The organism is Pseudomonas sp. microsymbiont 2 (assembly GCF_054788395.1).
Genome location: NZ_CM139112.1, coordinates 2120106 through 2144665, shown reverse-complemented (window position 1 = coordinate 2144665; position 24560 = coordinate 2120106). Strand labels below are relative to the sequence as shown.

Genomic DNA, 24560 nt, shown 5'->3' with positions numbered 1-24560 from the left:
TTCCGAAGAATGCGTAGCTTTTTGCCATCATTCATAAGAGGGGATTGCCCGCTCCAGGTAGGCTCCCTCCTACAAGGCGTTCACAAAACAACAACGGCTTGCGACAAAAGCGATATTTTTTCTGTAACGAAAATGTAAAATTCGCTTTCGCATACCTATAACAACCTGGAGCTTCACATGTTCGCCTTCTTCCGCCCTGCCGCGCACCAGGCGCCGCTGCCCGACGAGCGCGTCGACAGCACCTACCGTCGCCTGCGCTGGCAAATCTTCGCCGGGATCTTCATCGGCTATGCCGGCTACTATCTGCTGCGCAAGAACTTCTCCCTGGCCATGCCCTACCTGATCGAGGAAGAGGGCTACAGCCGTGGTCAACTGGGCGTGGCGATCTCCGCCATCGCCATTGCCTACGGCCTGTCCAAGTTCCTCATGGGCCTGGTATCGGACCGCTCCAACCCGCGCTACTTCCTGCCGTTCGGCCTGTTGGTCTCGGCGGGGGTGATGTTCATTTTCGGTTTCGCGCATTGGGCCACCTCCAGCGTGGCGATCATGTTCGCGCTGCTGTTCATCAACGGCTGGGCCCAGGGCATGGGCTGGCCGCCGAGCGGACGGACCATGGTGCACTGGTGGTCGCAGAAAGAGCGTGGTGGCGTGGTCTCGGTATGGAACGTCGCCCACAACGTCGGCGGCGGCCTGATCGGCCCGCTGTTCCTGCTCGGCCTGGGCTGGACCAACGACTGGCATGCGGCCTTCTACGTGCCCGCCGCCGTGGCGGTGCTGGTGGCCGTGTTCGCCTTCGCCATGATGCGCGATACCCCGCAGTCGGTGGGCCTGCCACCGATCGAGCAGTACAAGAACGACTACCCGCAAGGCTACGATGAAAGCCACGAGCAGGAATTCAGCGCCAAGCAGATCTTCGTCCAGTACGTGCTGCGCAACAAACTGCTGTGGTACATCGCCCTGGCCAACGTGTTCGTCTACTTGCTGCGCTACGGCGTGCTGGACTGGGCGCCGACCTACCTGAAGGAAGCCAAGCACTTCAGCGTCGATACCACCTCGTGGGCCTACTTCTTCTACGAGTGGGCCGGCATCCCGGGCACGCTGCTGTGCGGCTGGATGTCCGACAAGATCTTCCGGGGCAACCGCGGCCTGACCGGCATCGTGTTCATGGCCCTGGTGACCGTGGCCACCCTGGTGTACTGGCTCAACCCACCAGGCAACCCGACCATCGACATGATCGCGCTGTTCTCCATCGGTTTCCTGATCTACGGGCCGGTAATGCTGATCGGCCTGCAGGCGCTGGAACTGGCGCCGAAGAAAGCCGCCGGCACCGCCGCGGGCTTCACCGGGCTGTTCGGCTACCTGGGCGGCTCGGTGGCGGCCAGTGCGGCGATGGGCTACACCGTCGACCACTTCGGCTGGGATGGCGGCTTCGTATTGCTGGTAAGCGCTTGCGTACTGGCGATCGCGTTCCTGATTCCGACGCTGCGCCATACCAAGACGGCGAGCGCCAGCCGTGAGGCGATGGCGTGAAGTAGTACGGACTGTGAAGGTCGATCCCGAGAGCCACCTCTCGGGATCGACGGGTCAGATCATGCGAATGCTTGCTCAGCGCGAACCGACCGCTGTTCAGTAACCGTTTGCGGTGAAGGCGAAGTTCGCCAGACACAGCAGCAAAACCGTGCATCCCAACAGCGTATCGACGATGCATCGGCGCCGGAGTTGTTCACCTCGGGCGCGAAGGGTGGCATCCGCCAACCCTTCATAACGGCGCTTGTACAAAAATGACATCATCTTGAACTCGACGCCCGTCTTGAAGTGAACAGGCCCCTTGGTCCCGGGCAGGAACTCGGGACAGCGCGTAGTCAAATCGCCCAGGTATTTTCTGAAACGGTACTGCGTGACCAGCGTTCTGATGAACCCAAATGCGAACACCAGCAACATCAGAACGCGGGACCACATGGCCAAATCCTTCACAGCTCACCCTCTTTACCAAAACAAGTGTGGGAAACTCCACGTGTAGCCAGTGGTGACAGCCATGGCTGCGCCTCCCCCGGTACCATAGCTGACACTGCCATCAACGCCCATCTGACCGAAGTTCATCTCCGCGTTCGCATGACCACCCATGCCTGCGGCAACGATGGTCTTGGTGGTCAACCCCTGCGCAGAGCCACTGACGAACGTGGTGCCCGCATTCACCGCCGCCGAAACTTCGAAGCCCATGCCCAGACCGGCTCCGGTATAGATCAACAGGCCACCTGAAGGCGTGATGGTAGCGGTCATGTTGCCCCCCAGGACATAACCACCGGTGACAGTGAAGGTCATGTTGGTGTTGTTCATCGCATAATTCTGCACCCCAGTGCCGATCTGCCCCATGAGGCTGGTCAGTTGGGCGGCGGCAAGCCCTGTGGGATCGACCCGATTGATGGGGTTGTTACCGACGTAGGCATAGAGGTTCATGTCGTCCTTGTAGCCGACAGGATCCGTTTGCAGGAAACGGCCCAGGGACGGGGAATAGAAGCGGGCCTTGTAGTAATACAGGTTCAGCTGTGGCCAGAACTGCTGTCCGGTGTAACCGAAGCGCAACGGGACGACCGCCCCCGTCTCGCCAAACGGACCATAGCTGTAGGCCGCCATGCTGGTGCCTGTGGTATTGGCCATGGCCACCGGACTGCCTTGATGATCAGCATAGATCCAGGTTCGGCCCGCAACCCCGGCCCCGTCGTAGACGACCACCGGCTCGTTGGCCCCCGCCCCATAGACATAGCGCTTGAGCATCACGCCGTTGCTGTCGTATTCGGCAACCAGTCGCTCACCGTCGTAAAGCAGATCCGTTTGCACGCCCGCCAGGACAGCACGCCGCAGGCGTCCTTCGGCATCGTAGCTCAGCGTGTGACTGACGCCCGCCTGATTGATGGTACGAAGATGGTTGTCGCGGTCGTAGCCATAGGTGGTATTACCGTCACCGGTGAAGTTGCCATTGGCATCGTAGCTGTGAGTCGAAGCCCCTGAGCTGAGATACTGATTCAGTCCGTTACTGCTGTAGGCAACGGCTCCCGCTACCGCACCATTCCACTGATACTGGCTGTTGTTGGAGCTCACCTGAGTCACGTCACCCATTTGATTTCGCAGATAGGTGAACTTGACATCCTGCGCAGTGCCAACCAGAAAGTGCTCCAGGCTTGCCATGCGACCTTGCCCGTCATAAGTGAAACCGGAGCTCGTGCCGTTGGCACGGGTCATTGCAGTACGGTGGCCCAGATCATCGTACGCATAGCTCATCAGCATGACATTGTCATTTTCCAGGATGGACCAGACGCGATTGAGCACATCGTATCGGGTCCTGACAAAGACACCGTCGGGCCACGTGGTGCGCGTGCGATTACCTGCGCCATCGTATTGATACGTCATGAGTCGCCCGGCCGAATTACTGGCCAGCAGACGCCCCGCGCTATCCCAGGTGTTGAGGATGTCAGAGCTGCCATTGGCGAAATTGCTCTGCGTCTTCAAACCACGCAGATCGTAGACAAAGCGCACATTATCTTCAGTGCTGGCAAAGTTTCGCGCCGTCAGTCTGTTCAACTTGTCCCATGTCTGCTCCACCACTTCGCCACTGCGCAGACGATGGCTCACGACATTGTCATTGGCATCATATTCGAACTGCTCATAGTCGCCAGCGTTCCCTTGACCCGGCGTATTGGGCTGTGGGTAGTAGACACGCAGCAGGCGATCCATGCCATCCAGCTCACGCACGGTCAGGTTGCCACGCGCATCCTGGCTGGTGAACAGCTTGCCATTATTGGTATAGGTGTAAGTGACGTAGTCCTGGAATGCTGTCGTACTGACCGACCGTTGGATTTTTTGAATGGAATCATCCAGGTTGTAAGCCGTCTTCGTCACCCGGTTCCCCCCTTCATTGACGGCCAGATATTCCGACTTCAATACCTCACGATCAAGGTCGTCATAGTTTCTATCGGTCACCGACACCGGCGCCAATGGCAGTGGACAGACCTTGAAGTCCGAAGTCACTCCAGGGCCCCACTCACGCTTGACTTTTCCTGTGGCGCTGTAGGTCGTGCATTTGACCATCCACTGACTACCCAACTGCGCTGCCTCTTTCACCACTTGCCCATTAGCATTACGCTCGATAACCGTCTGCTTACCTTCCGCATTGACCGTCTTGACGACCTGGCGCTCCGCGTCAAACACATAATCCATTGTGTCCGCCGCATCCGAGCGTGGGCCATCAACTTGTATCTGGTTGCCAACGGCGTCGTACTTAAAAGCACTCGCCAGATTCAGCTTTCCACTACCACCGAAGTCCACTGTTCGCGTCTTGGGCGCATATTTGTTGGACGTATCGTAAGTGGTGACAGTCAGCACGGAGTTGCTGGCATCGATCTTCACCGTCTCGTTGGAGGGCAAGTAGAAATCGGGCCAGCCGCTACGACTGAAAACGGAATATCCGTATGTGGTCTGCGGCGCCAGGCCAGCCGAGTCCTGAGGTTTGGTGACTTGCTTGATTAATCCCTGGGCCGTATAGGTGGTACTGGTAACGTTACCTCGTGCATCCGTGACAGAGGCGACCCGATTGGTGGTTGGCTCATAAGTGAAACTTTCAACTTTCGCGGGAAGCGTCGAGCCTGGCTTGGCTACCTTGCGAATGGTTTTGACGTTGTGCGTGCAACGTTTTTCGCCGCCGGCACAGGTGGCATCATCATAGGTGTACTCCGTGTAATTGCCTTCCGGCTCCGTCCGCCGCACGACGCGAGAATGCGCATCATAAGTCGAGTAAGTCCAACGCCCCATGGGGTCGCTGGATTGCAACGTATTGCCGGCGGCGTCGATGTAATTATTGCGCACGAGGCCATAAGGGCCAATTTCCGCCGTCAGGAAACCGGAGAACAAATAGTTATATGTTTTACCGTTCGCATTGGTCTGTGTCTCGACCCGGCCCAGCGCATCATAGACGTTCGTCACCACTGCCTTGCTGGGATTGGCAGGTGTAAAGTGCTGGGTCATCCGACCTGGAAGATCGTAGACATAACGCGCCGGCCAATTCAACGCATTGGTGAATGTAGTCAGATTGCCACTGGTGTCGTATTGATACTTTACGATCCGCGTACCATCGGTCACCTGGTTGATTCGTCCATTGCTGTAACTGAACCCCAACGAGCGCCCCAGACTGTTCTCTACCAGTGTCAAGTTGTTACCCGAGTAGGTAAATTTCACCCGGATACCACTACGGTCGTCATAGCTGACAATTTTTCCGCTGGCATCATAGTTTTGTCTGTGACGATTCAGCTTTTCGTAGGCAAATGTATTGTCGGTGTTCTTGATCAACCGCGACGATTTTCCGGGTGGTGGATTGTACGTACCGTCGGGCAGCTTGACGAAAACCTCACCATTGAGCCCCTGCCCAACGACAACCGTGTTATTGGTAATCTGTTCGCCCAACCAGTTCTGGCTAATGGCAGCGATGACGAAGGCCTCGGTCGACTCCGTCGTGTCCATCAGCAAGTCTTGGGCAACACGCAACTCGACCAACGCACTGACCGCATCCAGCGCCGAGTCCTCGCCCAAGCCCTGGTAACCGTCGGAGCCGACCCGGACGGTGCCATTGAAGTTGTGGGCCCAGCCTTTACCCAGTACGCCATCGCTGGTACGCAATCCGGAACTGTAAAGACGCTGGAAACCCAGACTGGCGGGAAACTCCCCCACGCCAACGCTGATATCCGCGTTCTCGTACAGGAAGTTTCCCTTGACCATGTCGATGGGGTCGCCGAAAGCCTTGCCGGTAAACTGAGTCAACGCATTCCACTGACTCTGCGCATAGGTCACGGTGTTGTTGACGGTATTGGCCGCCGCCTGGTAGACGCTACTGAACCCACCGGACAGGCCACCGCTGATCATGGCGCCGACCACCAGGTTCGGTTCATTACGCAATGTGAAGTAGCCGACCCCTGTCCAACTGGCTTCGGTCTGGCTGCAATTGGCCGGGATGATCACGCGCCCACCAGCTTCCACAGTACTTTGCAGGGAGGCAAAATAAGGAGCGCAATTGATCAGGTTAGGCTTGACCTGAGACGCATAGTTATTGGCTGTACCGCTGAACACCTTCAGCCCGGAAGCGACCGCCTTGTCCAGCAGGCTGACCGTGGAGACTGCCTTTACTCCTGTCGTTTGTTGCACGGTGGTCGACTCAAGCATGCTGATATGCCCCATCCAGCTGATGAAGGCTGCACGCTCTCTCTGCTCGTTAGCGTCGATATTCACCGTCGACATCATGTTGCCAGGCAGGTCGACATAAGCGGATTTGTAGTGCCCCGTGATCCCGACCTGATGGTGCGACAACATGGAGCTGCCGCTGATGCGCCCGGCAATAGACGCCAGCTCGGTGGACTGACCCAGCCATTGCGCGCCCAAGACCGCGAGGCTTGCTCCCAACACGGCCTCAGAGGTCTCTGCGGCACCGCTCGCGCGTGCCGACTCCAATGAAGTCAGGTAATGCTGCGCCAGCCCCCTTCCTACCGGCCCCCAACCATTGTTGACCAGGTAGGTGCCGCCGCCCTTGATACTTTGGGTAAATTCCTGGTTGCTATCGGTTCGAACATAGGCGTTATGCGTGATGGTCATGGTGACGGTGCTATCAGCACCATTAGCCACGGTACTGCCAGTTGCCACCACGGCACCATCCAACTTGAGCTCTGGCTGGTTGCTCCCGTTGTAGGTAATGGTCAGGCGCTTGCCGTAGATGGCATCCGAGGTGAATGTCTGGTCGATACCCTGATAGCGCAGGCGCAGCGTCGGCTTGGCCGCAGGTTCGAGATAAGTGCCCTCGAGAGTGCCGTATGCGGGGTCCTGGTAGGGTAAGGACGTCTGACGTTCGTTTTGCCCAATGTAGGGCACGATCGTCCATCCGCCCAAGATATCGTCGACCCTCGCCGCGGGCTTGTTGCTTCGCAACCAACTGGCAAGGTTGCTTGCCTGGTTGCTCAGGTTGTTGATGATGTTGGTTCGGTTGAGGCCCTGGACGTAATTGGCGTTAATCGTCGCGCCTGATTTCGCGCTGGCCAGGAAGCTGCTGGCGTTATAGCCGGCAGCAGCAGCCAGGTCGATGCCTGGAGTGCGCGTATGCGGCTTGTAACTCGGATCGAACACGTAATCGCTGCCACCGATATTGGTCTTCACCCAGACATGCTGAAGCACGATATCCACCAGCGCCGCGTTCAATCCCGGGCAGGTCCCGGCCACGCTGGCATTGATGGCGCCATAGGGAATCTGAGAGGCGCCGAGCTGGTTGACCACCGCACAGGCATTGTCGATATCGAAGCCCCACCAGTCGCGCAATTGAGCAGCGCTCAGGTGTATGACGCCGATGACATAGTTCGCGTTGTAGCCGGAAGCGCGCAGCAGTTCGACCATGAGCGCAGCTTGGTCATGCGCTGTTCCCTGATTGTCGAGCAGCGCGCCCAAGGCGCCTTTCTGCACGCCCCACACGGGGTAGTAATCGACGTTATTGCGGATGTACTGGTAAATCAGGTCCGGGCTGTAGTTCAGCGCCCTCGCCAATACCGGAATCGAGGGTGGGCCCAATGGCGCTGCACTGGACGACTGCGCACGCTGCGCATTTTGGGTCGATCGGGCCTTGTTGCCGCCATTGCCACTGCTGTGATCGCCCTGTATCAGGTTCGCCGGAAAGGTTCGCGTACCACGAAGGGCATTGGCCTGCTCCAGGGACGTAGGCGCCATTATCGCCCGCGTGGTCCCACCCGGGCCCAACTGCTCGTGTGCCCCGACAGCCTGTACCGACCCTGCCGTCATCGCCGAAATCCCTGGGGGAGAATTCAAAGCTGGTCGCCCCGGTATTACGTGTACATTGCCTTGCGCCGACACACCACAAGCCACAACCAGGCTCGCTAGCCCAGCAACTGCCGACAGCCTACGTAACGAACTCATGCATCCTCCCCTTCCCGGTCAGAAACCGGGCAGCAACAAGCGTTGGCTTTATCCATTTGCGAAACACACGCACAAGATCGCCCCCTGCCATGAATGACAGAGAGGACCATGTGCCGAATGTCAGGGTGAGCGGGTCGTGGTTACCGAGGTCCGGTTACCCGCCGCGTCGTATTGATAGGAAATGGTCGTGGTCGTACTGCCATCGCTGTATACCACTTGGGTGACCCGGCCCAGCGGGTCGTAGGTATAGCTGACCGTGCCAGCCGATGCAGCGCCTGAGACCATCAGGCCCAGGCTGACCAGCATCGAGCAACACAAGGATCCATACCTTTTCTTATTCTTGCCAACGTCCATGTCGCCCCCGACGGGAATGGTTCCCGCTTTCCAAGAAATGGCTTGCTGACGACAGCATAGAAAAGAGCCAGCATTGTGCCACCTCATCGGATCATTTTTTTACTCAGGGACCGAGATAGATGAACTGCCAGTCGCTGTATCGCTGTGGATCGGCAACCGACGCTTGCGCACCTTTGAGTGCCTTGGCCAAAGGACGCGTTGGAGAACCGCTGCGAACACCGGCGATGCCACCGTTTTCGGACGGCACGGGCAAGAATGGACGAGCCGTGATCGGATCAAGGTAGAGTCGGCGCAGATACCGTCTGACCACCACATGACGTCGATCATGCAGCAGCTCCTCCAAGCGATCCGGGTAGCGAAACGCGCCTTGCGGAGAACTCAGGTAATACGCCTGGATCGCTGTCTTGTAAGCCTCTCCCAGCCGTATCAACTCAACCTCCTTGTAGCGTTGCGCCACTCGCGATTGGAGATCCAGGTAATGCCCTGCCCCCACCGTGACAAGAAACACGACGAACAGGAACCAGAAGTAGGTCAACCCTGTCTGCCACCAACGGCCTCTTACCATGAACGGTATTCCGTGCCATCCAGCGCCTTGCCCGTCGCGCCACTGAGCACATCGACGATTCTCGAAGTGCCTCCATCATCCTTGACGACACGTTCCCAGGTATCGCTACGTCGGGTCAGTGGATCTACCGGGAGTTGCCGCAGATAACGCAGCTCGACCAATACCTCCAGACTCTCTGGATAGCGATCATGGTCTGCCATGTAGAAATCCAGCGCCTGACGCAGTTGTGCGAGATTTTCTCTGAGCACCGCCTCCTGTGCTTTGTCCACTTGCTGCACATAACGAGGAACGACGATCATCAGCAGCGTCGCGACAATGGCCATCACGACCAACAGCTCGATGAGGGTAAACCCTTCAAGCCGCTTGCCGCGCTGCCTACCACTCCTTGTAAGGTATGCCATTCAATCCTGTTCCTGCGCTTCGTGAATAGACGTCGTACACATCGTCCCCCGCTTGCGGTGCCTCGGCCGTGCTGGCGTAGCTGCGCAGGCCCCAGCCGCGCTCACCACCGCGTGACGCCTCTGGCTGCATGGGATCACGAGGAATACGTCGCAAGAAGTACAACCTTCTGCCCTTCGGATCACGCAGGTCGGTCACGCCAGTGACGAGCAACTGCAAGCTTTCGGGGTAGCCCGTGGTCGTCGCGGAGCGATAGATCCGCCCTTCGTCGCCCGCTTTCTTGAACGCGTCGATCGCCTCGCGAATCTGCCAAAGGGCGGTCCTCAGCTCCTGCTCCTTGGCACGCTGTATGGTCATCTGTGCCAGGGGGGTGACGATCAATGCCAGCAAGGCCACCAATGCCACGGTCACCACCATTTCAACGAGGGTGAAACCACCGTTGTGTCGATGCGAGGCCAGCCCACGCATCACGGGTTATCCATGCGGGCCGAGCTGTACTGACCTGTCGGCGTCAAGCGTTGGGATCGAGTGGATGCCCGCTCCAGGGTACCCGACTCGAAGGCAGGCGGCTGGTTGGCCTGAACCTGACCATTTCGCACAATGTGCGGGGTGATCTGCAACACGATCTCCGAGCGCGCATTATTTTTGCTTTTGTTCGAAAAGAGCCGACCTATGCCTGGAATCCAGCCAAGTCCCGGAATCTCCGAAGTCGCCTGTTGCGATTCATCCTTGAGCAGCCCCGCCAGGACCTGCTTCTCGCCGTCACGCAAACGCAACATAGTCGTGGCGTTGCGGGTACCTATCTGATATGCCAGCAGGCCATTGGTCGAACGAATTTCCTTGGCGATATTGCTGACCTCGAGGTCGACATTGATCGACACGTCGTCGTTGAAGTGGATTTCCGGTGTCACCTCCAACTTCAATCCGACATCCAGGTAACTGACAGACTCCATCGACGCGCTCGAGGTCTGGTTGACCGTCGTCGTGATAACAGGGACTTTGTCTCCGATCAGAATCTTCGCCCGCTGCCGGCTGCTCACGCGTATTCGTGGGTTGGCCAGCAACCGTGCGTCGCCCCCCGCCTTCTTGAAATTGATGATCGCCAGAGGGTCTGGGTAATAGAGCAGAAAGTTGCTGCTGTTGAGATTACCCAGTTCCTCGAATGACAACGCCCCGGGTTTCTCTCCTGCCCCTTTCACCCCCACACTCAAGGCATCTGGGTACTGGATTCCAAGGTTGCTCCTGTCATCGGTGTTGACCTCCATGATCTCCACCTCCATGACGACTTCTGGCTCTGGTATGTCATAGATTGCGACCAGGCGCTCGGCGGCGGCGATCACACCAGGTCGATCACGCACGACCACAATGCGCTGCGCTTCATCCACATAGATCGTACGCGGTGCCGCCAACGCTTTGATCATGTCCTGAATCTTTATTGGGTCCGCGCTTCTCAGGTAAAAGGTACGCACCATCAATTCCTCATAGCGGCTGCGCTTTTCCTCCTTGTCGGGATAGATCAGAAACGCATTGTCGCTCAGCGTCTTGCGCGCCAATTGATTCATGTTGAGCACCAGGTCCAAGGCCGCGAGCACGGTGGTATGCCGAGAGTAGATGGTGGTGCGCAAGTCCGACGGCACGTCGTTATCAAGGACGAAGTTGATGCCTGATGTCTGTGTCAGGATACGCAGCAAGTCCTGCAGTGAAATGCCGCTCATCTCCAGGGTGATCGGCTCCTGCAAGCGGGGATCGTCACTGGTCATGTCCGTCCCTGCCGCGAGCGCTTCCTGGCGCTGCACGGACTCCAGCAACTGCCCGGCCTCGGGCTGCGAAGGTGCCATGCGCAGCAGCGATTCCAAGCGCTTCCGCGCGCCCTTGAGATCCCCCTTGTCAATGTCGGCCCGCGCGGCGTCAAGCGCCTGTGCCTGTGCCTGCTCCCGAGGAATGTCGACGAGGGCACGGCTCGCCATTTCCGCTCCCGGTTGAAGGCTCAATACCCGCTGGTACAAATCGCTCGCCAGTTGCCATCGTCGAGCCTCGCGGGCGCTTTTTGCCTGTTGCATCAGGTCGGTCAGGATATGGTCACGGCGTTGCACATAGAGCAAACCGTAGGTCATGGGGTCTTTTTCCGCCAACTCACGGTAGCTGGACAACCCTTCCTCGAAGTTCCCCTGCTCGATGAGCTGCTGCGCTTGCTCCGCCTGATTTTCCAAGGTGGCGCACCCGGTCAACAGCCACCCAAGTACTATCCATAGTCCTCCCAGCCGAGAGGGCAGCCTGGCTGCTCTTGTCATGTCCATGTTCACTGTATTGGAAGATTCTGGGAGACGGGCAACACATGCCCCCCTGCGTCGTTCGACAGCGGCTGATCCGCACGCACCATCGGTATTTGCCTGGTCACGCCCGATTGCCGGTCGCGCAGCTGCACCTGCTGCTCATCGATACGCGTGAGCCGCCACTTTTCATCGATACTGTCCCCTTGTTTGTAGGCATGAACGCCGTCGCCATTGTCCAGAAACACATAGTGTTCACCGCCGCGCAACAAGCGCCCACGATAAACAGGGTCAGGCGCCATCGCCGGTATCGGCATGGGCTCGGGCAACGACTGCTGGAGTGTTTCGATCCTCTCCACTGGCTCGGCGGCGACCTCGGGCTGGTAGCCTGGCAACTGTGCCTCATCCAACAGAGATGGCTGGCGCGTCCACACCACCTGCACGGGCGCGCGATGCGCCTGGTCACCTCGCTCGACGGACGACGGCCCGGACTGCGGTAACAGCACCGGGGATGGCTCGAGCAGCGTCACCAGGGTGAGCACCAGAACGAGTGCCATCCCGACCTGGAGGGCTCGGGAAACCCCCTCCCTGGCCATCATGGCGCCGGCTCTTCTGCGACACCTGCACGCATGTAGAGCCGGGTGTTCAAGGTCAGTCGCACGTTCGCCGAGGCATCGCCCACCAGCAGCTCGTAGGTCAGGTTTTCGATCGCCAGGCTGGGCATCTGCACCAACAACTGATCGAGATAATGCCGCACCGCCGTAGGTTGGCCGGTCAGCACCAGGCGAGCCGCCAACTCGACGACAGGAAGATTGGCTTGTCGCTTGATCTGATACTCGGCCTGCAGCAATCGAGCATCGGTGTCACGCGCCAACTGGTGCAGCGTCTCCAGGTAGTGCAAGCGGGTGCTTTGCGCTGGCAAGAATGCCAGAAAGTCACCGACCAGGTCTGGGCTCCTGGCGCCGGGGTCCGCCTGCCCGGCGGCCACCGTTGGCGGCGTTGCCCGCAAGGATTTCACATCGTGGCGTAGCGGCTCGATGATGAGCCACCAGACCAGAAGCGAGAAAAGCAGCGATGCAAAAAAGATGATCTGCGGCACACTCAGCGCAAACCAGATTCTGCGCCCATGCCAGCGTAGCGCCCCCCATGAAGCAGTTGATAACCAGTCACTCATGATCGGCCCACTCCAGAGCGACCTGGAAAACCACCGAAGAAGTCCCGACATTGGTCGCCGCCTCCTGGAAGGTTTCACTTTCCAGATGAACCGAGCGCCACGCGGGCTCCACCGACAACCGCTGCAGAAAATCCAGCATCGAGGCAGAGTCCTGGGCTTGACCTGTCAGCCGCCAGGTACCATCTCGAACGCTCACGGGCTCCAGATAGAGTGTCTTGATCGAGCCTTCGACACGCTGCAAGGCCCCCCAGACCGCGCCCCATGGATAGCGCAAGGCCGCGGCCATCGCCCTGATCTCGTCTTCCGATTTTCGCGCGGCGGCGTTCGTGCTGGCGTGACTCGGGCGCGGTGATGCCGTCTCCACTGTCAGGGCCGAGAGCAAAACGTCCCGCTGCGCGAGCAATTGGGCTCGCCACCCTACCAGACCGACGCTCAGCAGAAGCGCCAACGACGCGCCAAGCCACCATCGCGTGGATCGAGGGGCGGCGCCAAAGTCGATCTCCAGTGACTGCATCTACTGGCCACCTGCGTAGAGAACATAATCGAAACAGCGCCGGGACACATCGACAGGGTGTCTTGACCAGGATGCCGATAGACTGCCCTCGGGCGCATAGACATAGGTCGATGCTGCCGTCTCCCAAGGTGGAAAGTCTGCAGGGTGTGAACAAGGTCGAACGTCGAGGGCCGTCAGCCAACCCGTCTCGATCTCGATGCGCAAAACCCTGGACTCATCGACCATGAAGACACTTGCGCGGTCTTCGACCGAACAGGGCAACTGACGCCATGCAAACGACAGGAGTGGCTCGATACGCCCATGCGAAATGCCATTGACTGCGAACAACCGCTTCAGGCCAGCAATCAGCTCGCCTGGTACGAAACTCGCGACCTGCGCGCCGCGGTACCTCGACTGCGACAGCAGCAGCGTGAACGCCTCTGGCGGATCGGCGAAGCAGCGCGTGAACATACGCCATGCCATCGAGCCTGCCAGCTCGCCATCCACGAGGCGCTCGTCCCACGGGAGGAGCAGATGCCGGCACCACTGCAGGCCCAGCACCACATCCACCACCAATCGCCCGCCTGTGCCAACGCTCTCCAGCGCCTGGGCAAGCGCCTGGGTGACATCCGCAAGCTCCGCACCCTTGAACGCTATTCGCGCAGTCATGAGCCCGTCTTGCGGCTCCTCCCATGCCAGGGAAGTCTCGCCAATGAAAAGCGTCATCCGATCACGGCAACGCAATCGCCTAATCCACGAATGTGACACGATTGATCTCCTCCAGTGATGTCGTGCCTTCTCGAACCGCCTGCAAGGCCTGATCGCGCAACGAACGCATGCCTTGCTCCCGAGCAAGGGTCTTCAGTCGCGTGACCGACGCCTGCCCCGCGATCAGCTCACGCATCGCGTCAGTCAGCACGAGCACTTCGGCAATTGCCCAGCGGCCCCGGTAACCTACACCTCGACATTGGGCACAGCCGCGCCCCTGCTTGAACGTCCAGCCAGCCACCGCTGCGCAATCCAGGCCCGATGCGTGCAGCAAGCCTGCATCCGGCTTGACCGGCTCGGCGCAATGGACGCAATTGAGGCGAATCAGCCGCTGTGCGATCACACCGTTGAGCGCGGTGACAAAACTGTAGACATCGACCCCCATGTGGCGAAATCGACTCAACACATCGAATGCGCTGTTGGCATGGACCGAGGTGTATACCAGGTGGCCGGTCAACGCCGCCTGCACGGCGATCTCCGCAGTCTCCCGGTCGCGTATTTCACCTACCAGCACACGATCAGGATCATGGCGAAGAATCGAGCGCAAACCGCGCGCGAATGTCAGCCCCTTCTTCTCGTTCACGGGGATCTGCAACACGCCGGGCAGTTGATACTCCACCGGGTCCTCGATGGTGATGATCTTGTCACTACCCTGGTTGATTTCGCTCAGCGTGGCATACAGTGTCGTGGTTTTCCCGGAACCGGTGGGGCCGGTCACGAGCAACATGCCATAGGGTTGCGCAGCCAGTTTGCGAAGCACGCCGCGCGAGTGCCCATCGAACCCCAGAATATCCAGATCCAGGCGCGCCAGCTCGGCAGTCAACGACTGTTTATCGAGAATTCGCAGAACGACATCCTCACCGAACATGCTAGGCATCACCGACACTCGAAAATCGATCGCACGCCCATTCATCGTTGCCGCGAAACGCCCGTCCTGGGGGATGCGTTTCTCACCGATGTCCAGCTCCGCCATGACCTTTATCCGCGAGATCACCTCATCGGTGATCGACAGGTCAGCCAATGCCCGAGCCGGTAACAGCACGCCGTCCAGGCGGTACTTGACCACCAGACCTTGACCAGAATTTTCGAAGTGAATATCACTGGCACCCTGGCGGTGAGCGTCGTAGAGCGTCGAATTGACCAGGCGAATCACCTGGCTTTCATCACGCGCGATCGATGCCGGAGAAATCTCATCGGCGGCGCGCGTGGTACCCGCCTCCACGGTAACCGAGCTCAGGTGCGCGATCGCTTGCTCGTGTCCTTCGTATCGGCCGAGTACAGCTTTGAGAATATGCGGATGGACGAAGGCCAATCGGAAAGCGCCGCGGAACCGATAGCTACCCCAGCTCGCCACTTCAGGATCCAGCGGATCGGCCACCACCAACCAGCGCTCGTCACTTGTCGCCCTCGCGAAAAGACACTCACGCCGCAGGCACTCTGAGTAATCCAATGCATCGAAATCAGGCTTCAGCGCGGCCAGTTCGCGCTCGTCGAGCAGCATCCAGTTCGAGTGGCGCGCAACGGCCTGAAGAACCTCTTCGCTCGAGCGTCCCGACAAGCGTTCGAGTGCAATGAGTACCGGTTCGCGCTCGAGCTCGAATGCCGTACGTGCCGGCAGCAGGCATTGCTCGAGCCAATCGTGGTCGCAGGACTTCATTGCACCCCCCCGGCAAGATCGAAGATGGGAAGGTAGAGCAAGATGACGATCGCCCCGATCACCAACCCGATCACGACCATCAGGATTGGCTCGAACAAGCGCGAGAAGCGCTCGAGCCACTGCGTCACCTCAGCGTCGTGGAACTGCGCAGTCTGCTCCAGCATGGTCGCCAACTGCCCATTGCGCTCGCCAACACGGATCAGACGCAGCGCCACGGAGGTAACCAGGCCGCCGTTGGCCAATCCATCGCTTAGGCGCTTGCCTTCCTCGACCTCACGAATAGTGCTGTCCAGTGCCGCTTTCTGGGAGTCGTCGAGCAATCCTCGCACCGTGCGCAGCGCCTTGATCATCGGTATGCCGCCGCTCAGCAGCAAGCCCAGCGCACGATAGAATCGCGACAGCTGCGCCAGTCGCACCTTGGGACCGATCCATCGATTGCCGATGAGCAATGCCATCGCGCCGTTGCGGACCTCAGGCCTCATCGACAGCAACACCAGAGCAACCGCCAGGCTCAGCGCGCCACCAAGCGCCCATGGCCAGTGACCATTCAACCATCGCCCCCACCCCATCATCCATCGCGACAGCAGCGGCAGCTCCGTGTTGATGTTGTCATAGACCTCGCTGAATCTCGGCACCAGGTAGCACAGCAAAAACACGCCCACTGCCGTACCGGCTGCCATCAACAGCAGCGGATACAGTGAGGCACTCACGATTTTCTGACGAGCCTGGGTCGTCTGGATGTTGTAACGCAGGAACCGTTGCAACGCATCGACTAACTCACCCGTGTGCTCACTGGCGGCGATCGACGCCACGAACAGCTCGGGAAATTCTCGTGGATACCCCCTGAGCGCGCGGGACAGGGGTTGCCCCTCTCGAACCCGCCCCAGCACACCGAGCAATACCTGCCGATCGTGCACGACAGCGCCCTCGCGCTCGACCAGCGCTTCCAGCGCCTCGATCAACGATAGCCCGGCCTGCAGCAGCGACAGAACCTCATGGGTCAGCAAACCGATGTCCAGCCGGCGATGCCGGACCCAATCAGCGAACTGCCACCCAGCCGCGCGCACTTGAATGACATCGCCAACCACTTTGGCGGCCTGTTCACCAGCGGCCTCGGCAGAATCAGCAGCCACCAGCACTTCTGTTATCACGCCTAGCCGTGATACCCCACGAACTCGATATTTGGACATGGTGCGTCGCCAGAAAGGAAGAAGGCGGCAATCAATAGGTAATATCGGCGTTCTCGCCAGTGCCCCCTGGCGTGCGGTCCTTGCCAAAGGAAAAGAGGTCGAAATCGGCCTTGGATCGTTCGGCAGGATAACGATATTGGTAGGCAACGCCCCAGGGATCTGCGGGTACGTCTTTCTTCAGGTAGGGACCTTGCCAGCGCGATTCTCCTGGCGGCGGGGTATTGAGGACGGAAGTCCCCTCTTGGGTGGTGGGATAACGTCCGACATCGAGCCTGAACTGATCGATTGCCTTTCCGAGAATGTCCAGCTGAGCTTTGGCCGTGGTCAGTTCAGACTTGGTCACGTTGCCGAACAACCGGGGCCCGACGATGCTGGCAAGCAAGCCGATGATGACCAGCACCACCAGCAATTCCAAGAGTGTGAAGCCCTGCGCACGCGCGCGCTGGAAACCCGTCGTGGATCTGTAGCTCATCCTTGATTCCTACCTTGTCCTTGGATGGAATGTCCTGTTCTTGTTATCCGGTGTTGCTCGATCCATACGCAGCTTCGCTCACGCGTACGGCGGGAAAGGCATACCGTGGCCAATGTGCCGCCCAGATGATTGCACAATGCCATAAATTTAGCGGATTGGTGATAGCTTGAAGATACTTTTTCACACCTGCGGCACCACATCGGGTCAACGCGTGGCCTCGATCGAAAATGCTGCCGAGAACACGCTCATCGCCTCGACCCGACAGCAGCACAACGCGCCCTCGCTCGGACCGGACACTGCGCCCGGTGAAGGTTCAACGCGGTATTGATGATCCCGATATGGCTGAACGCCTGCGGAAAATTCCCCAACATCCGCTGCCCCGCCGGGTCGTACTGTTCCGCCAGCAACCCCACGTCATTGCACAGCCCGATCAGCCGCTCATAGAGCCCTTGCGCTTCTTGCTGGCGCCCCAGCAGCACATAGACATCCGCCAGCCAGAACGAACACACCAGGAAAGTACCCTCCCCCGGCGTCAGGCCGTCGCTGCGACTGTCACTGTCGTAGCGCAGCAGCAGGCCGTTGCGCAGCAGGCGTCGTTCGATCTGCTGCAGCGTGCGCTGAAAGCGCGGATCCTGTGCCGGCAAAAAACCGGTCAACGCAATCTGCAGCAGGCTGGCATCCAGCTCAGTGGAGCCATAAGCCTGAACGAAGTGACTGCCGCTGGCATCCAGTCCACGGCGACACACCTCATCACGGATCTCATCCGCCACCTGTCGATAATGGCGCCCCCTCTCGCGGTCTTCCTCGGTGGTATCGGCCAGGCTCGCCGCACGATCGAAGGCGACCCAGGCCATGACCTTGGAATGCACGAAATGCTGGCGACCGCCGCGTACTTCCCACAGCCCTTCGTCCGGCTCACGCCAGATGCGCTCGAGGTACGGCAGGATCGCCCGGGCGATCGCCGCGCTGCGCGGATGGCGCGGCAGGCCACCCTTGATGGCCTGGGTCATGGCATCGGCCAGTTCGCCGTAGATATCCAGTTGCAACTGCGCGGAGGCGGCGTTGCCGACCCGCACCGGCTGCGATTGCTCGTAGCCGGGCAGCCACGGCAAGGTGAACTCAGGCAGGTCACGCTCCCCGGCCAGGCCGTACATGATCTGCATCTGCTCAGGGTTGCCGGCCACCGAACGCAACAGCCACTCGCGCCAGGCCTGGGCCTCGTCGAAGTAGCCAAGGTTCATCAGCGCCAGCAAGGTCATGGTGGCGTCGCGCAGCCAGCAGTAACGGTAATCCCAGTTGCGCTCGCCGCCAACACGCTCGGGCAGCGAGGTGGTGACGGCCGCGACCATGCCGCCGGTGGGCGCGTAGGTCATGGCCTTGAGGGTCAGCAACGAGCGGCGCACCTGCTCGGTATAGGGTCCGACATCGGGGCAGCGGGCGGCGAAGGCCTGCCACTGGTCGATGGTCTGCTCGAGGGCGTGCTCGACATCGCAAGCGGGTTGCACGGGCAAGTGCGAGGCCTGATGGCACAGGCTGAACACCTGGCGCTCCCCGGCACGCACGCGAAAGCGCGCGACGCTGTGGTGGTCGCGACCATGGGTTTCGATACTGCTGCGCAGGATCAGGCGATCGGGGCCGGCGACGGCGCTGAGGGTCCGTGGATCGATCTTTTCCACCCAGGGCACGCTGCGGCCATAGTCGAAGCGCAGCACCAGGTCCATCTCGAAGGCCGTCTCGCCGCTCAGGCCCTCGACGATGCGCAGCACGGCGTTGCGCTCGCCCAATGGCATGCAGTCGAGCACCCGGGCGCGGCCACTGGCGGTGGTCCAGGTGGTTTCCAGCACCAAGGTGTCGTCCAGGTAACGCCGGGTACGGTGTTCGACGGGGTCGCTGGGGGCGATGCGCCAGCGGCCGTTTTCCTCGTTGCCCAGCAGAGCCGCGAACACGGCAGGGGCATCGAAGCGTGGCAGGCACAGCCAGTCGAGGGCGCCATCGCGGTTGACCAGGGCGGCACTGCGGCAGTTGCCGATGAGGGCGTAGTCTTCGATCAGCGCGGGCATCGGGGATCCTCTGGCGGGGTGGGCCTGAGTTTGGATGCCTTGGCGGTTGCAGTCGTTCCGCTGGGAGTTGCGCAGCGACCTCAGCCCTCACGCGGGGCCAGCCCACTCACACAGGCACAGCGCATGGCTTGAGGTCGGCGCGCATCCTGTGGGAGCGGCTTCAGCCGCGAACACCGGCAGAGCCGGTGCCAGGCTCCGCGTCATCTGCTTCGCGGCGGTTCGGCGCCCCGACAAACCCGCTCCCACAGGAATAGCGCAAGCTGGTCCCGCAATGAGAGCTGAACCGATCAGCATTCACCCCAAGTCATGCCACTCGCGCTTGTCCCGCGTCAGCAGCTCGTCACCCGCCTCGGGCCCATCCTCCCCCGCCGCATACCCATGCACCTCGCCGCCCTCCGCCGCCCAGGCATCGAGGAACGGCTGCACGGCGCGCCAGCCGTTCTCGATGTTGTCGGCACGCTGGAACAGGGTCTGGTCACCGGTGAGGCAATCGTAGATCAACGTCTCGTAGCCGGTCGCCGGGGTCATCTTGAAGAAGTCCTTGTAGGCGAAGCCCATCTCGACATTCTCCATCACCAGCTCCGGCCCCGGGCGCTTGGCCTGCAGGTCGAACCACATGCCTTCGTTGGGCTGGATCTGGATCTTCAGGTAGTTGGGCTTGGGCCGCTCCAGCTCGCTTTCGCGGAACTGGGCGTAAGGCGCCGGCTTGAAGCAGATGGCGATCTCGGTGTCGCGCACGCTCATGCGCTTGCCGGTGCGCAGGTAGAACGGCACGCCAGCCCAGCGCCAGTTGTCGATCATCACCTTGAGGGCGACGTAGGTCTCGGTCTGGCTGTCCGGGGCGACCTTGGCTTCCTCGCGGTAGCCGGGGAGTTGCTTGCGGCCATGCTTGCCGGCGGTGTACTGGCCACGCACGGAATTGCGCAGGGCCATCTTCTGCGACCAGGGGCGGATGGCGCCGATCACCTTGGCCTTTTCGCCGCGCACGGCATCGGCGCCGAAAGCCGCCGGTGGCTCCATGGCGACCATGGCCAGCAGCTGGAACAGGTGGTTGGGCACCATGTCGCGCAGGGCGCCGGTGTTGTCGTAGAAGGCCCCGCGCGTCTCGACGCCGACGGTCTCGGCGGCGGTGATCTGCACGTGGTCGATGTAATGGTTGTTCCAGAACGACTCGAACAGGCCGTTGGAAAAACGGCTGACCAGGATGTTCTGCACGGTTTCCTTGCCCAGGTAATGGTCGATGCGGTAGATCTGCCGCTCGCTCATCACCTTGAGCAGGCGGGCGTTGAGCGCCTCGGCACTGGCCAGGTCGGTGCCGAACGGCTTCTCCACCACCACCCGGCGAAAGCCCCCGCCCGCCTCGTCGAGCAGGCCGGCATCGCCCAGGCGCTGGGCCACCTCGGGGAAGAAGCGCGGCGAGGTGGCCAGGTAGAAGATGGCGTTGCCGTGGCGCGTCTTGTCGATGCGCCGGGCCAGCGCCTGGTAGGTCTGCGGATCGAGGAAGTCGCCGGTCTGGTAGTCCAGGCGCTTGGCCAGGCGTGCCCATACTTTCTCGTCCAGGCACTTGCCCGCGTCGCGCTCGGCCATGAAGGCGTGCAGGCGCTCGGCGAACGCTTCAGCCGTGGAGGCGTTGTGGTCGACCCCGACGATACGCATGTTGCGGTCGAGCAGGCCGTCACGGCTGAGGTTGTAGAGCGCCGGCATCAGCAGGCGCTTGACCAGGTCGCCGCTGGCGCCGAACAGGAACAGGGTGCACGGCGGCGCAGCGGGAATGGTCGATTTGCTCATTCAGTCCTTCTTCTTCTCGACGTGGCCGCCAAAGCCCAGGCGCATGGCGGAGAGGATCTTGTCACCATAGGTGCCCTGCTGCTGGCGCGAGCGGAAGCGGGCGAACAGCGCGCTGGACAGCACCGGCACCGGCACGGCCTGCTCGACGGCGGCGTCGATGGTCCAGCGCCCTTCGCCGCTGTCGGATACCGAACCGCTGAATTCGCTCAGTTGCGGGTCGGCGACCAGCGCGTCGGCGGTCAGGTCCAGCAGCCAGGAGGTGACCACGCTGCCGCGGCGCCACACTTCGGCGATCTCGGCCACATTCAGGTCGAAGCGCTGGTCTTCCGGCAATTCCGGGCCGCCCTTGCTGCGCAGCAGGTCGAAGCCTTCGGCGTAGGCCTGCATCAGGCCGTACTCGATGCCGTTGTGCACCATCTTCACGTAGTGACCGGCACCGGGCGGGCCGGCGTGGATGTAGCCGTGCTCGGCGCGGTCGTGCTCGCCGCTGCGGCCCTGGGTGCGCGGAATGTCGCCGACGCCTGGGGCGAGGGCCTTGAACAGCGGCTCCAGGCGCTCGAACACCGTTTTTTCACCGCCGATCATCATGCAGTAACCACGGTCCAGGCCCCATACACCGCCGGAGGTGCCGACATCGAGGTAGTGCAGGCCACGCTTGCCCAGCTCGGCGGCGCGGCGCACGTCGTCTTTGTAGAAGGTGTTGCCGCCATCGATGATGGCGTCGCCCGGCTCGAGCAGGTCGGCCAGCTGGGCGATGGTCTGCTCGGTGATTTCGCCGGCGGGCAGCATGACCCACACCGCGCGCGGCGCCTTGAGTTTCTGCACCAGCGCACCGAGGTCGTGGGCGCCCACCGCGCCTTCGCCTTCCAGGGTGGTGATGGCTTCGCGGTTGCGATCGTGGACCACAGTGCTGTGACCTGCGCGCATCAGGCGCCTTGCGATATTGCCGCCCATGCGGCCAAGCCCGATGATTCCCAGTTGCATGTGACGACGCTCCAGTAGCTTTTGCTTTACAACAATTGACGATTTCAGATTAGTCCAGCGTTCTGGCAGAGGGTTCACCGACGAACGGGGCGACAACGATAAACAAAAAAGTTCCCAAGGGCCTGCGGAGAATTCAGAATGCGCGCCGCATGAAGCGACTACGCTTCCAATTGTCACCAGCCATGCGAGGTGTGCCATGGGTACCCTGATGCCAGCCACTCCCACCCAGACCCTCTATGTCACCGTGCGCCGCGACGAGTTGCGCCAGTTGAAGGACGAACGCGACCAGTTGCGCCAGCAGGTCGCCCAGCTGAACCTGCTGCTGGAGCAGGCCCGCGTGCAAGGCAAGGCCGCCGGTCTCTGATTCATCCTTCCCGTGTGGGAGCGCCATGGCTCCCACCCTCTCGCTGACGCCCTTTCTTGTTGCCGTATCGCGCCCGCCGCGGGTCGAACCCGTTGCGTTGCGCTGCGACCCTCATATTTTGCAACAACTCGCCAACGTTTGCGCGGGCAAACGTCCCCGAGAAATATGACCAACGGGTCACTTTTGTCGCATTTCGTCTCCTACACTCCAGTTTCGGCCCGCGTTTTGCTCATAAAAAAGTGACGTAAAAAAGTCGAACTTTGCAAAACACGGGCAGGTCAGGACTTAAGTGGGCCGACGCAAAAGGACTTCCTCACGTCAGGCCCGCCCACCCCAACCAGTCCATACGTCTTTCGGCCGGAATGCCGAACGTGCCGTGCCTGCGCGCACGAATCTGGGGCAAGGACCGCACTACGAAGATGCAACAACGATCAGAGAGCACACCCACGAGCCAACGTTAAGCACACACCAGAACAAGGGACGGAGAGAAGTATGATCAGTGCCGCTGTCGAACCTCACGTAGAGTCATTCAACCCGGATAGCCGCGAGCCGCTGCCATCGGCGCTCGCCCCGACAGTCAAGGCACCCGGCGCCCAGCGCCAGCACAATCCGAATAAGCGCAAGATCCTGTTCGTCACCTCGGAGATCGCCGACCTGGTCAAGACCGGCGGCCTGGGCGACGTGTCCTCCGCCCTGCCCCGCGCCCTGGCGCACCTGCACGACGTGCGGGTATTGATCCCTGGTTACCGCCAGGTGATGGAAAGCGACAACCCCATCCATATCGTCGGCGAACTGGGCGGCCACGCGGCCCTGCCACCGTGCAAGATCGGCCGCATGGACCTGGCCGACGGCCTGGTGATCTACGTGCTGATCTGCCCCGAGCTGTACCAGCGCGACGGCACCCCCTACGGCGCCAACAACGGCCGCGACTGGCCCGACAACCATATCCGCTTCGCCCGCCTGGGCCTGGCGGCGGCGGAAATCGCCGCCGGCGAAGGCATGGCCCACTGGCGCCCCGACCTGGTGCATGCCCACGACTGGCCGGCCGGGCTGGCCCCGGCCTACATGCACTGGCGCGGCCTGAGCACGCCGACCCTGTTCACCATCCACAACCTGGCCTACCAGGGCGTGTACAGCCGCGGCTGCAGCCCAGAGCTGGCGATCCCCGACCACGCCATGCAACAGGAAGGCATGGAGTTCTACGGCAAGCTGTCGTTCCTCAAGGCCGGGCTGGCCTACTCCAGCCACATCACCACGGTCAGCGCCACCTATGCCCGGGAGATCACCACCCCCGAGTTCGGCTGCGGCCTGGACGGTTTCCTCGCCAGCAAGGCCCAGCAAGGGCTGCTCGGCGGCATCCCCAACGGCATCGACGAAAGCTGGGACTCGGCCACCGACCAGCACCTGCACCACAACTTCAGCCTCAACGACTGGGCCGGCAAGGCGCGCAACGCCCAGCAGGTGCGTGAGCTGTTCGAACTGGAGCCGTCGGACGGGCCGCTGTTCGCCGTGGTGTCGCGGCTGGTCTACCAGAAAGGCCTGGACCTGACCCTGGGGGTGGCCGACTACATCGTCCAGCAGGGCGGCCAGATCGCCATCATCGGCCGCGGCGAACCCGAGGAGGAGCAGGCCATGCGCGAGCTGGCCCTGCGGCATCCGGGCCGTATCGGCGTGCGCATCGGCTTCAACGAGACCGATGCCCGGCGCATGTTCGCAGGCTCCGATTTCCTGCTGATGCCGTCGCGCTACGAGCCCTGCGGCCTGAGCCAGATGTACGCCCAGCGCTTCGGCTCGCTGCCGGTGGCGCGCAACACCGGTGGGCTGGCCGACACCATCGACAACGGCGTCACCGGCTTCCTGTTCGACGACTCGACCGTCGACAGCTACCGCGAGGCCCTGGCCCGCGCCTTCTACGTGTACGGCAAGAAGAGCCTGCTGAACGCCATGCGCTGCCTGTCGATGACCCAGCCGTTCAACTGGTGCCAGGCGGTGGAACCCTACGCCCGGCTGTACGAAGACCTGGTCAGGCAGGCGCAGTACGCCCACTACTGAGCGGAGAGCCGGCG

20 protein-coding genes are annotated in these 24560 nt (G+C 61.0%); 3 read left to right on the top strand and 17 right to left on the bottom strand.

The genetic code is table 11. The features are described 5' to 3' along the window. Positions 1 to 177: 177 nt before the first annotated feature. Positions 178 to 1530 (top strand): glycerol-3-phosphate transporter, encoded by a 1353-nt coding sequence (glpT, locus tag ACYUME_RS09660; RefSeq protein WP_460418692.1) that lies wholly within the window; start codon positions 178 to 180, stop codon positions 1528 to 1530. Positions 1531 to 1626: 96 nt separating this feature from the next. On the opposite strand, the gene ACYUME_RS09655 is transcribed toward glpT, so the two are convergent. From ACYUME_RS09655 to gnd, 17 genes are all read right to left on the bottom strand, one after another. Beyond that, positions 1627 to 1959 (bottom strand): hypothetical protein, encoded by a 333-nt coding sequence (locus ACYUME_RS09655; protein ID WP_401105874.1) that lies wholly within the window; start codon positions 1957 to 1959, stop codon positions 1627 to 1629. A 27-nt stretch (positions 1960 to 1986) separates the two neighbouring features. Continuing rightward, on the bottom strand, positions 1987 to 7749 hold the full coding sequence (locus ACYUME_RS09650) for an RHS repeat-associated core domain-containing protein (protein WP_460418691.1): 5763 nt from the start codon (positions 7747 to 7749) through the stop codon (positions 1987 to 1989). Between the two features lie 327 nt (positions 7750 to 8076). Then, positions 8077 to 8274, bottom strand: coding sequence for an RHS repeat domain-containing protein (locus ACYUME_RS09645; RefSeq protein WP_401105871.1), 198 nt, complete (start codon positions 8272 to 8274; stop codon positions 8077 to 8079). A 139-nt stretch (positions 8275 to 8413) separates the two neighbouring features. After that, complete coding sequence (locus tag ACYUME_RS09640; protein ID WP_460418690.1) at positions 8414 to 8845, bottom strand: type II secretion system protein; 432 nt, start codon at positions 8843 to 8845, stop codon at positions 8414 to 8416. Positions 8846 to 8868: 23 nt separating this feature from the next. Then, positions 8869 to 9276, bottom strand: a complete 408-nt coding sequence (locus tag ACYUME_RS09635) for a type II secretion system protein (RefSeq protein ID WP_401105867.1) — start codon at positions 9274 to 9276, stop codon at positions 8869 to 8871. Continuing rightward, complete coding sequence (locus tag ACYUME_RS09630; RefSeq protein ID WP_401105865.1) at positions 9251 to 9742, bottom strand: type II secretion system protein; 492 nt, start codon at positions 9740 to 9742, stop codon at positions 9251 to 9253. The genes ACYUME_RS09635 and ACYUME_RS09630 overlap by 26 nt, the downstream gene beginning before the upstream one ends. Beyond that, on the bottom strand, positions 9742 to 11484 hold the full coding sequence (locus ACYUME_RS09625; RefSeq protein WP_401105863.1) for a hypothetical protein: 1743 nt from the start codon (positions 11482 to 11484) through the stop codon (positions 9742 to 9744). Before ACYUME_RS09625 ends, ACYUME_RS09630 begins: the two co-directional genes overlap by 1 nt. 89 nt (positions 11485 to 11573) lie before the next feature. Continuing rightward, a complete protein-coding gene (locus tag ACYUME_RS09620; protein ID WP_460418689.1) occupies positions 11574 to 12101 on the bottom strand; it encodes a hypothetical protein in 528 nt (175 codons plus the stop codon). A gap of 38 nt (positions 12102 to 12139) precedes the next feature. Next, the gene (locus tag ACYUME_RS09615) at positions 12140 to 12718 is read right to left on the bottom strand and encodes a hypothetical protein (protein ID WP_401105859.1); all 579 of its coding nucleotides are present in this window, start codon (positions 12716 to 12718) and stop codon (positions 12140 to 12142) included. Further along, positions 12711 to 13232, bottom strand: coding sequence for a hypothetical protein (locus ACYUME_RS09610; RefSeq protein WP_460418688.1), 522 nt, complete (start codon positions 13230 to 13232; stop codon positions 12711 to 12713). The genes ACYUME_RS09615 and ACYUME_RS09610 overlap by 8 nt, the downstream gene beginning before the upstream one ends. Further along, positions 13233 to 13937 (bottom strand): hypothetical protein, encoded by a 705-nt coding sequence (locus ACYUME_RS09605; protein ID WP_460418687.1) that lies wholly within the window; start codon positions 13935 to 13937, stop codon positions 13233 to 13235. 22 nt (positions 13938 to 13959) lie between these two features. Next, the gene (locus ACYUME_RS09600) at positions 13960 to 15636 is read right to left on the bottom strand and encodes a GspE/PulE family protein (RefSeq protein WP_460418686.1); all 1677 of its coding nucleotides are present in this window, start codon (positions 15634 to 15636) and stop codon (positions 13960 to 13962) included. Then, the gene (locus ACYUME_RS09595; RefSeq protein ID WP_401105851.1) at positions 15633 to 16826 is read right to left on the bottom strand and encodes a type II secretion system F family protein; all 1194 of its coding nucleotides are present in this window, start codon (positions 16824 to 16826) and stop codon (positions 15633 to 15635) included. Before ACYUME_RS09595 ends, ACYUME_RS09600 begins: the two co-directional genes overlap by 4 nt. A 31-nt stretch (positions 16827 to 16857) precedes the next feature. Continuing rightward, the gene (gspG, locus tag ACYUME_RS09590; RefSeq protein ID WP_401105849.1) at positions 16858 to 17298 is read right to left on the bottom strand and encodes a type II secretion system major pseudopilin GspG; all 441 of its coding nucleotides are present in this window, start codon (positions 17296 to 17298) and stop codon (positions 16858 to 16860) included. A gap of 245 nt (positions 17299 to 17543) precedes the next feature. After that, complete coding sequence (locus ACYUME_RS09585) at positions 17544 to 19358, bottom strand: glycoside hydrolase family 15 protein (protein WP_460418685.1); 1815 nt, start codon at positions 19356 to 19358, stop codon at positions 17544 to 17546. 294 nt (positions 19359 to 19652) lie between these two features. Beyond that, positions 19653 to 21146 carry a glucose-6-phosphate dehydrogenase gene (gene zwf / locus ACYUME_RS09580; RefSeq protein WP_460418684.1) on the bottom strand — a complete coding sequence of 498 codons (1494 nt, stop codon included), beginning with the start codon at positions 21144 to 21146 and terminating at the stop codon, positions 19653 to 19655. After that, entirely contained in the window at positions 21147 to 22130 is a 984-nt protein-coding gene (gnd, locus tag ACYUME_RS09575) for a phosphogluconate dehydrogenase (NAD(+)-dependent, decarboxylating) (RefSeq protein WP_460418683.1), read from the bottom strand. A 196-nt stretch (positions 22131 to 22326) separates the two neighbouring features. On the opposite strand from gnd, the gene ACYUME_RS09570 reads away from it, so the two are divergent. After that, complete coding sequence (locus tag ACYUME_RS09570; RefSeq protein ID WP_220037411.1) at positions 22327 to 22494, top strand: DUF6026 family protein; 168 nt, start codon at positions 22327 to 22329, stop codon at positions 22492 to 22494. Between the two features lie 492 nt (positions 22495 to 22986). Further along, positions 22987 to 24546 (top strand): glycogen synthase GlgA, encoded by a 1560-nt coding sequence (gene glgA, locus ACYUME_RS09565; RefSeq protein WP_460418682.1) that lies wholly within the window; start codon positions 22987 to 22989, stop codon positions 24544 to 24546. The last annotated feature ends 14 nt before the right edge of the window (positions 24547 to 24560 follow it).

Bases quoted from the DNA above. Each gene is read 5' to 3' on its own strand.
- ACYUME_RS09600 (WP_460418686.1), bottom strand. From the start codon at position 15,636: ATGAAGTCCTGCGACCACGATTGGCTCGAGCAATGCCTGCTGCCGGCA.
- zwf (WP_460418684.1), bottom strand. From the start codon at position 21,146: ATGAGCAAATCGACCATTCCCGCTGCGCCGCCGTGCACCCTGTTCCTG.
- ACYUME_RS09595 (WP_401105851.1), bottom strand. From the start codon at position 16,826: ATGTCCAAATATCGAGTTCGTGGGGTATCACGGCTAGGCGTGATAACA.
- ACYUME_RS09630 (WP_401105865.1), bottom strand. From the start codon at position 9,742: ATGCGTGGGCTGGCCTCGCATCGACACAACGGTGGTTTCACCCTCGTT.
- ACYUME_RS09635 (WP_401105867.1), bottom strand. From the start codon at position 9,276: ATGGCATACCTTACAAGGAGTGGTAGGCAGCGCGGCAAGCGGCTTGAA.
- ACYUME_RS09610 (WP_460418688.1), bottom strand. From the start codon at position 13,232: ATGCAGTCACTGGAGATCGACTTTGGCGCCGCCCCTCGATCCACGCGA.
- glpT (WP_460418692.1), top strand. From the start codon at position 178: ATGTTCGCCTTCTTCCGCCCTGCCGCGCACCAGGCGCCGCTGCCCGAC.
- ACYUME_RS09585 (WP_460418685.1), bottom strand. From the start codon at position 19,358: ATGCCCGCGCTGATCGAAGACTACGCCCTCATCGGCAACTGCCGCAGT.
- ACYUME_RS09570 (WP_220037411.1), top strand. From the start codon at position 22,327: ATGGGTACCCTGATGCCAGCCACTCCCACCCAGACCCTCTATGTCACC.
- ACYUME_RS09615 (WP_401105859.1), bottom strand. From the start codon at position 12,718: ATGAGTGACTGGTTATCAACTGCTTCATGGGGGGCGCTACGCTGGCAT.
- ACYUME_RS09605 (WP_460418687.1), bottom strand. From the start codon at position 13,937: ATGACGCTTTTCATTGGCGAGACTTCCCTGGCATGGGAGGAGCCGCAA.
- glgA (WP_460418682.1), top strand. From the start codon at position 22,987: ATGATCAGTGCCGCTGTCGAACCTCACGTAGAGTCATTCAACCCGGAT.
- gnd (WP_460418683.1), bottom strand. From the start codon at position 22,130: ATGCAACTGGGAATCATCGGGCTTGGCCGCATGGGCGGCAATATCGCA.
- ACYUME_RS09650 (WP_460418691.1), bottom strand. From the start codon at position 7,749: ATGGCGCCTACGTCCCTGGAGCAGGCCAATGCCCTTCGTGGTACGCGA.
- gspG (WP_401105849.1), bottom strand. From the start codon at position 17,298: ATGAGCTACAGATCCACGACGGGTTTCCAGCGCGCGCGTGCGCAGGGC.
- ACYUME_RS09655 (WP_401105874.1), bottom strand. From the start codon at position 1,959: ATGTGGTCCCGCGTTCTGATGTTGCTGGTGTTCGCATTTGGGTTCATC.
- ACYUME_RS09620 (WP_460418689.1), bottom strand. From the start codon at position 12,101: ATGGCACTCGTTCTGGTGCTCACCCTGGTGACGCTGCTCGAGCCATCC.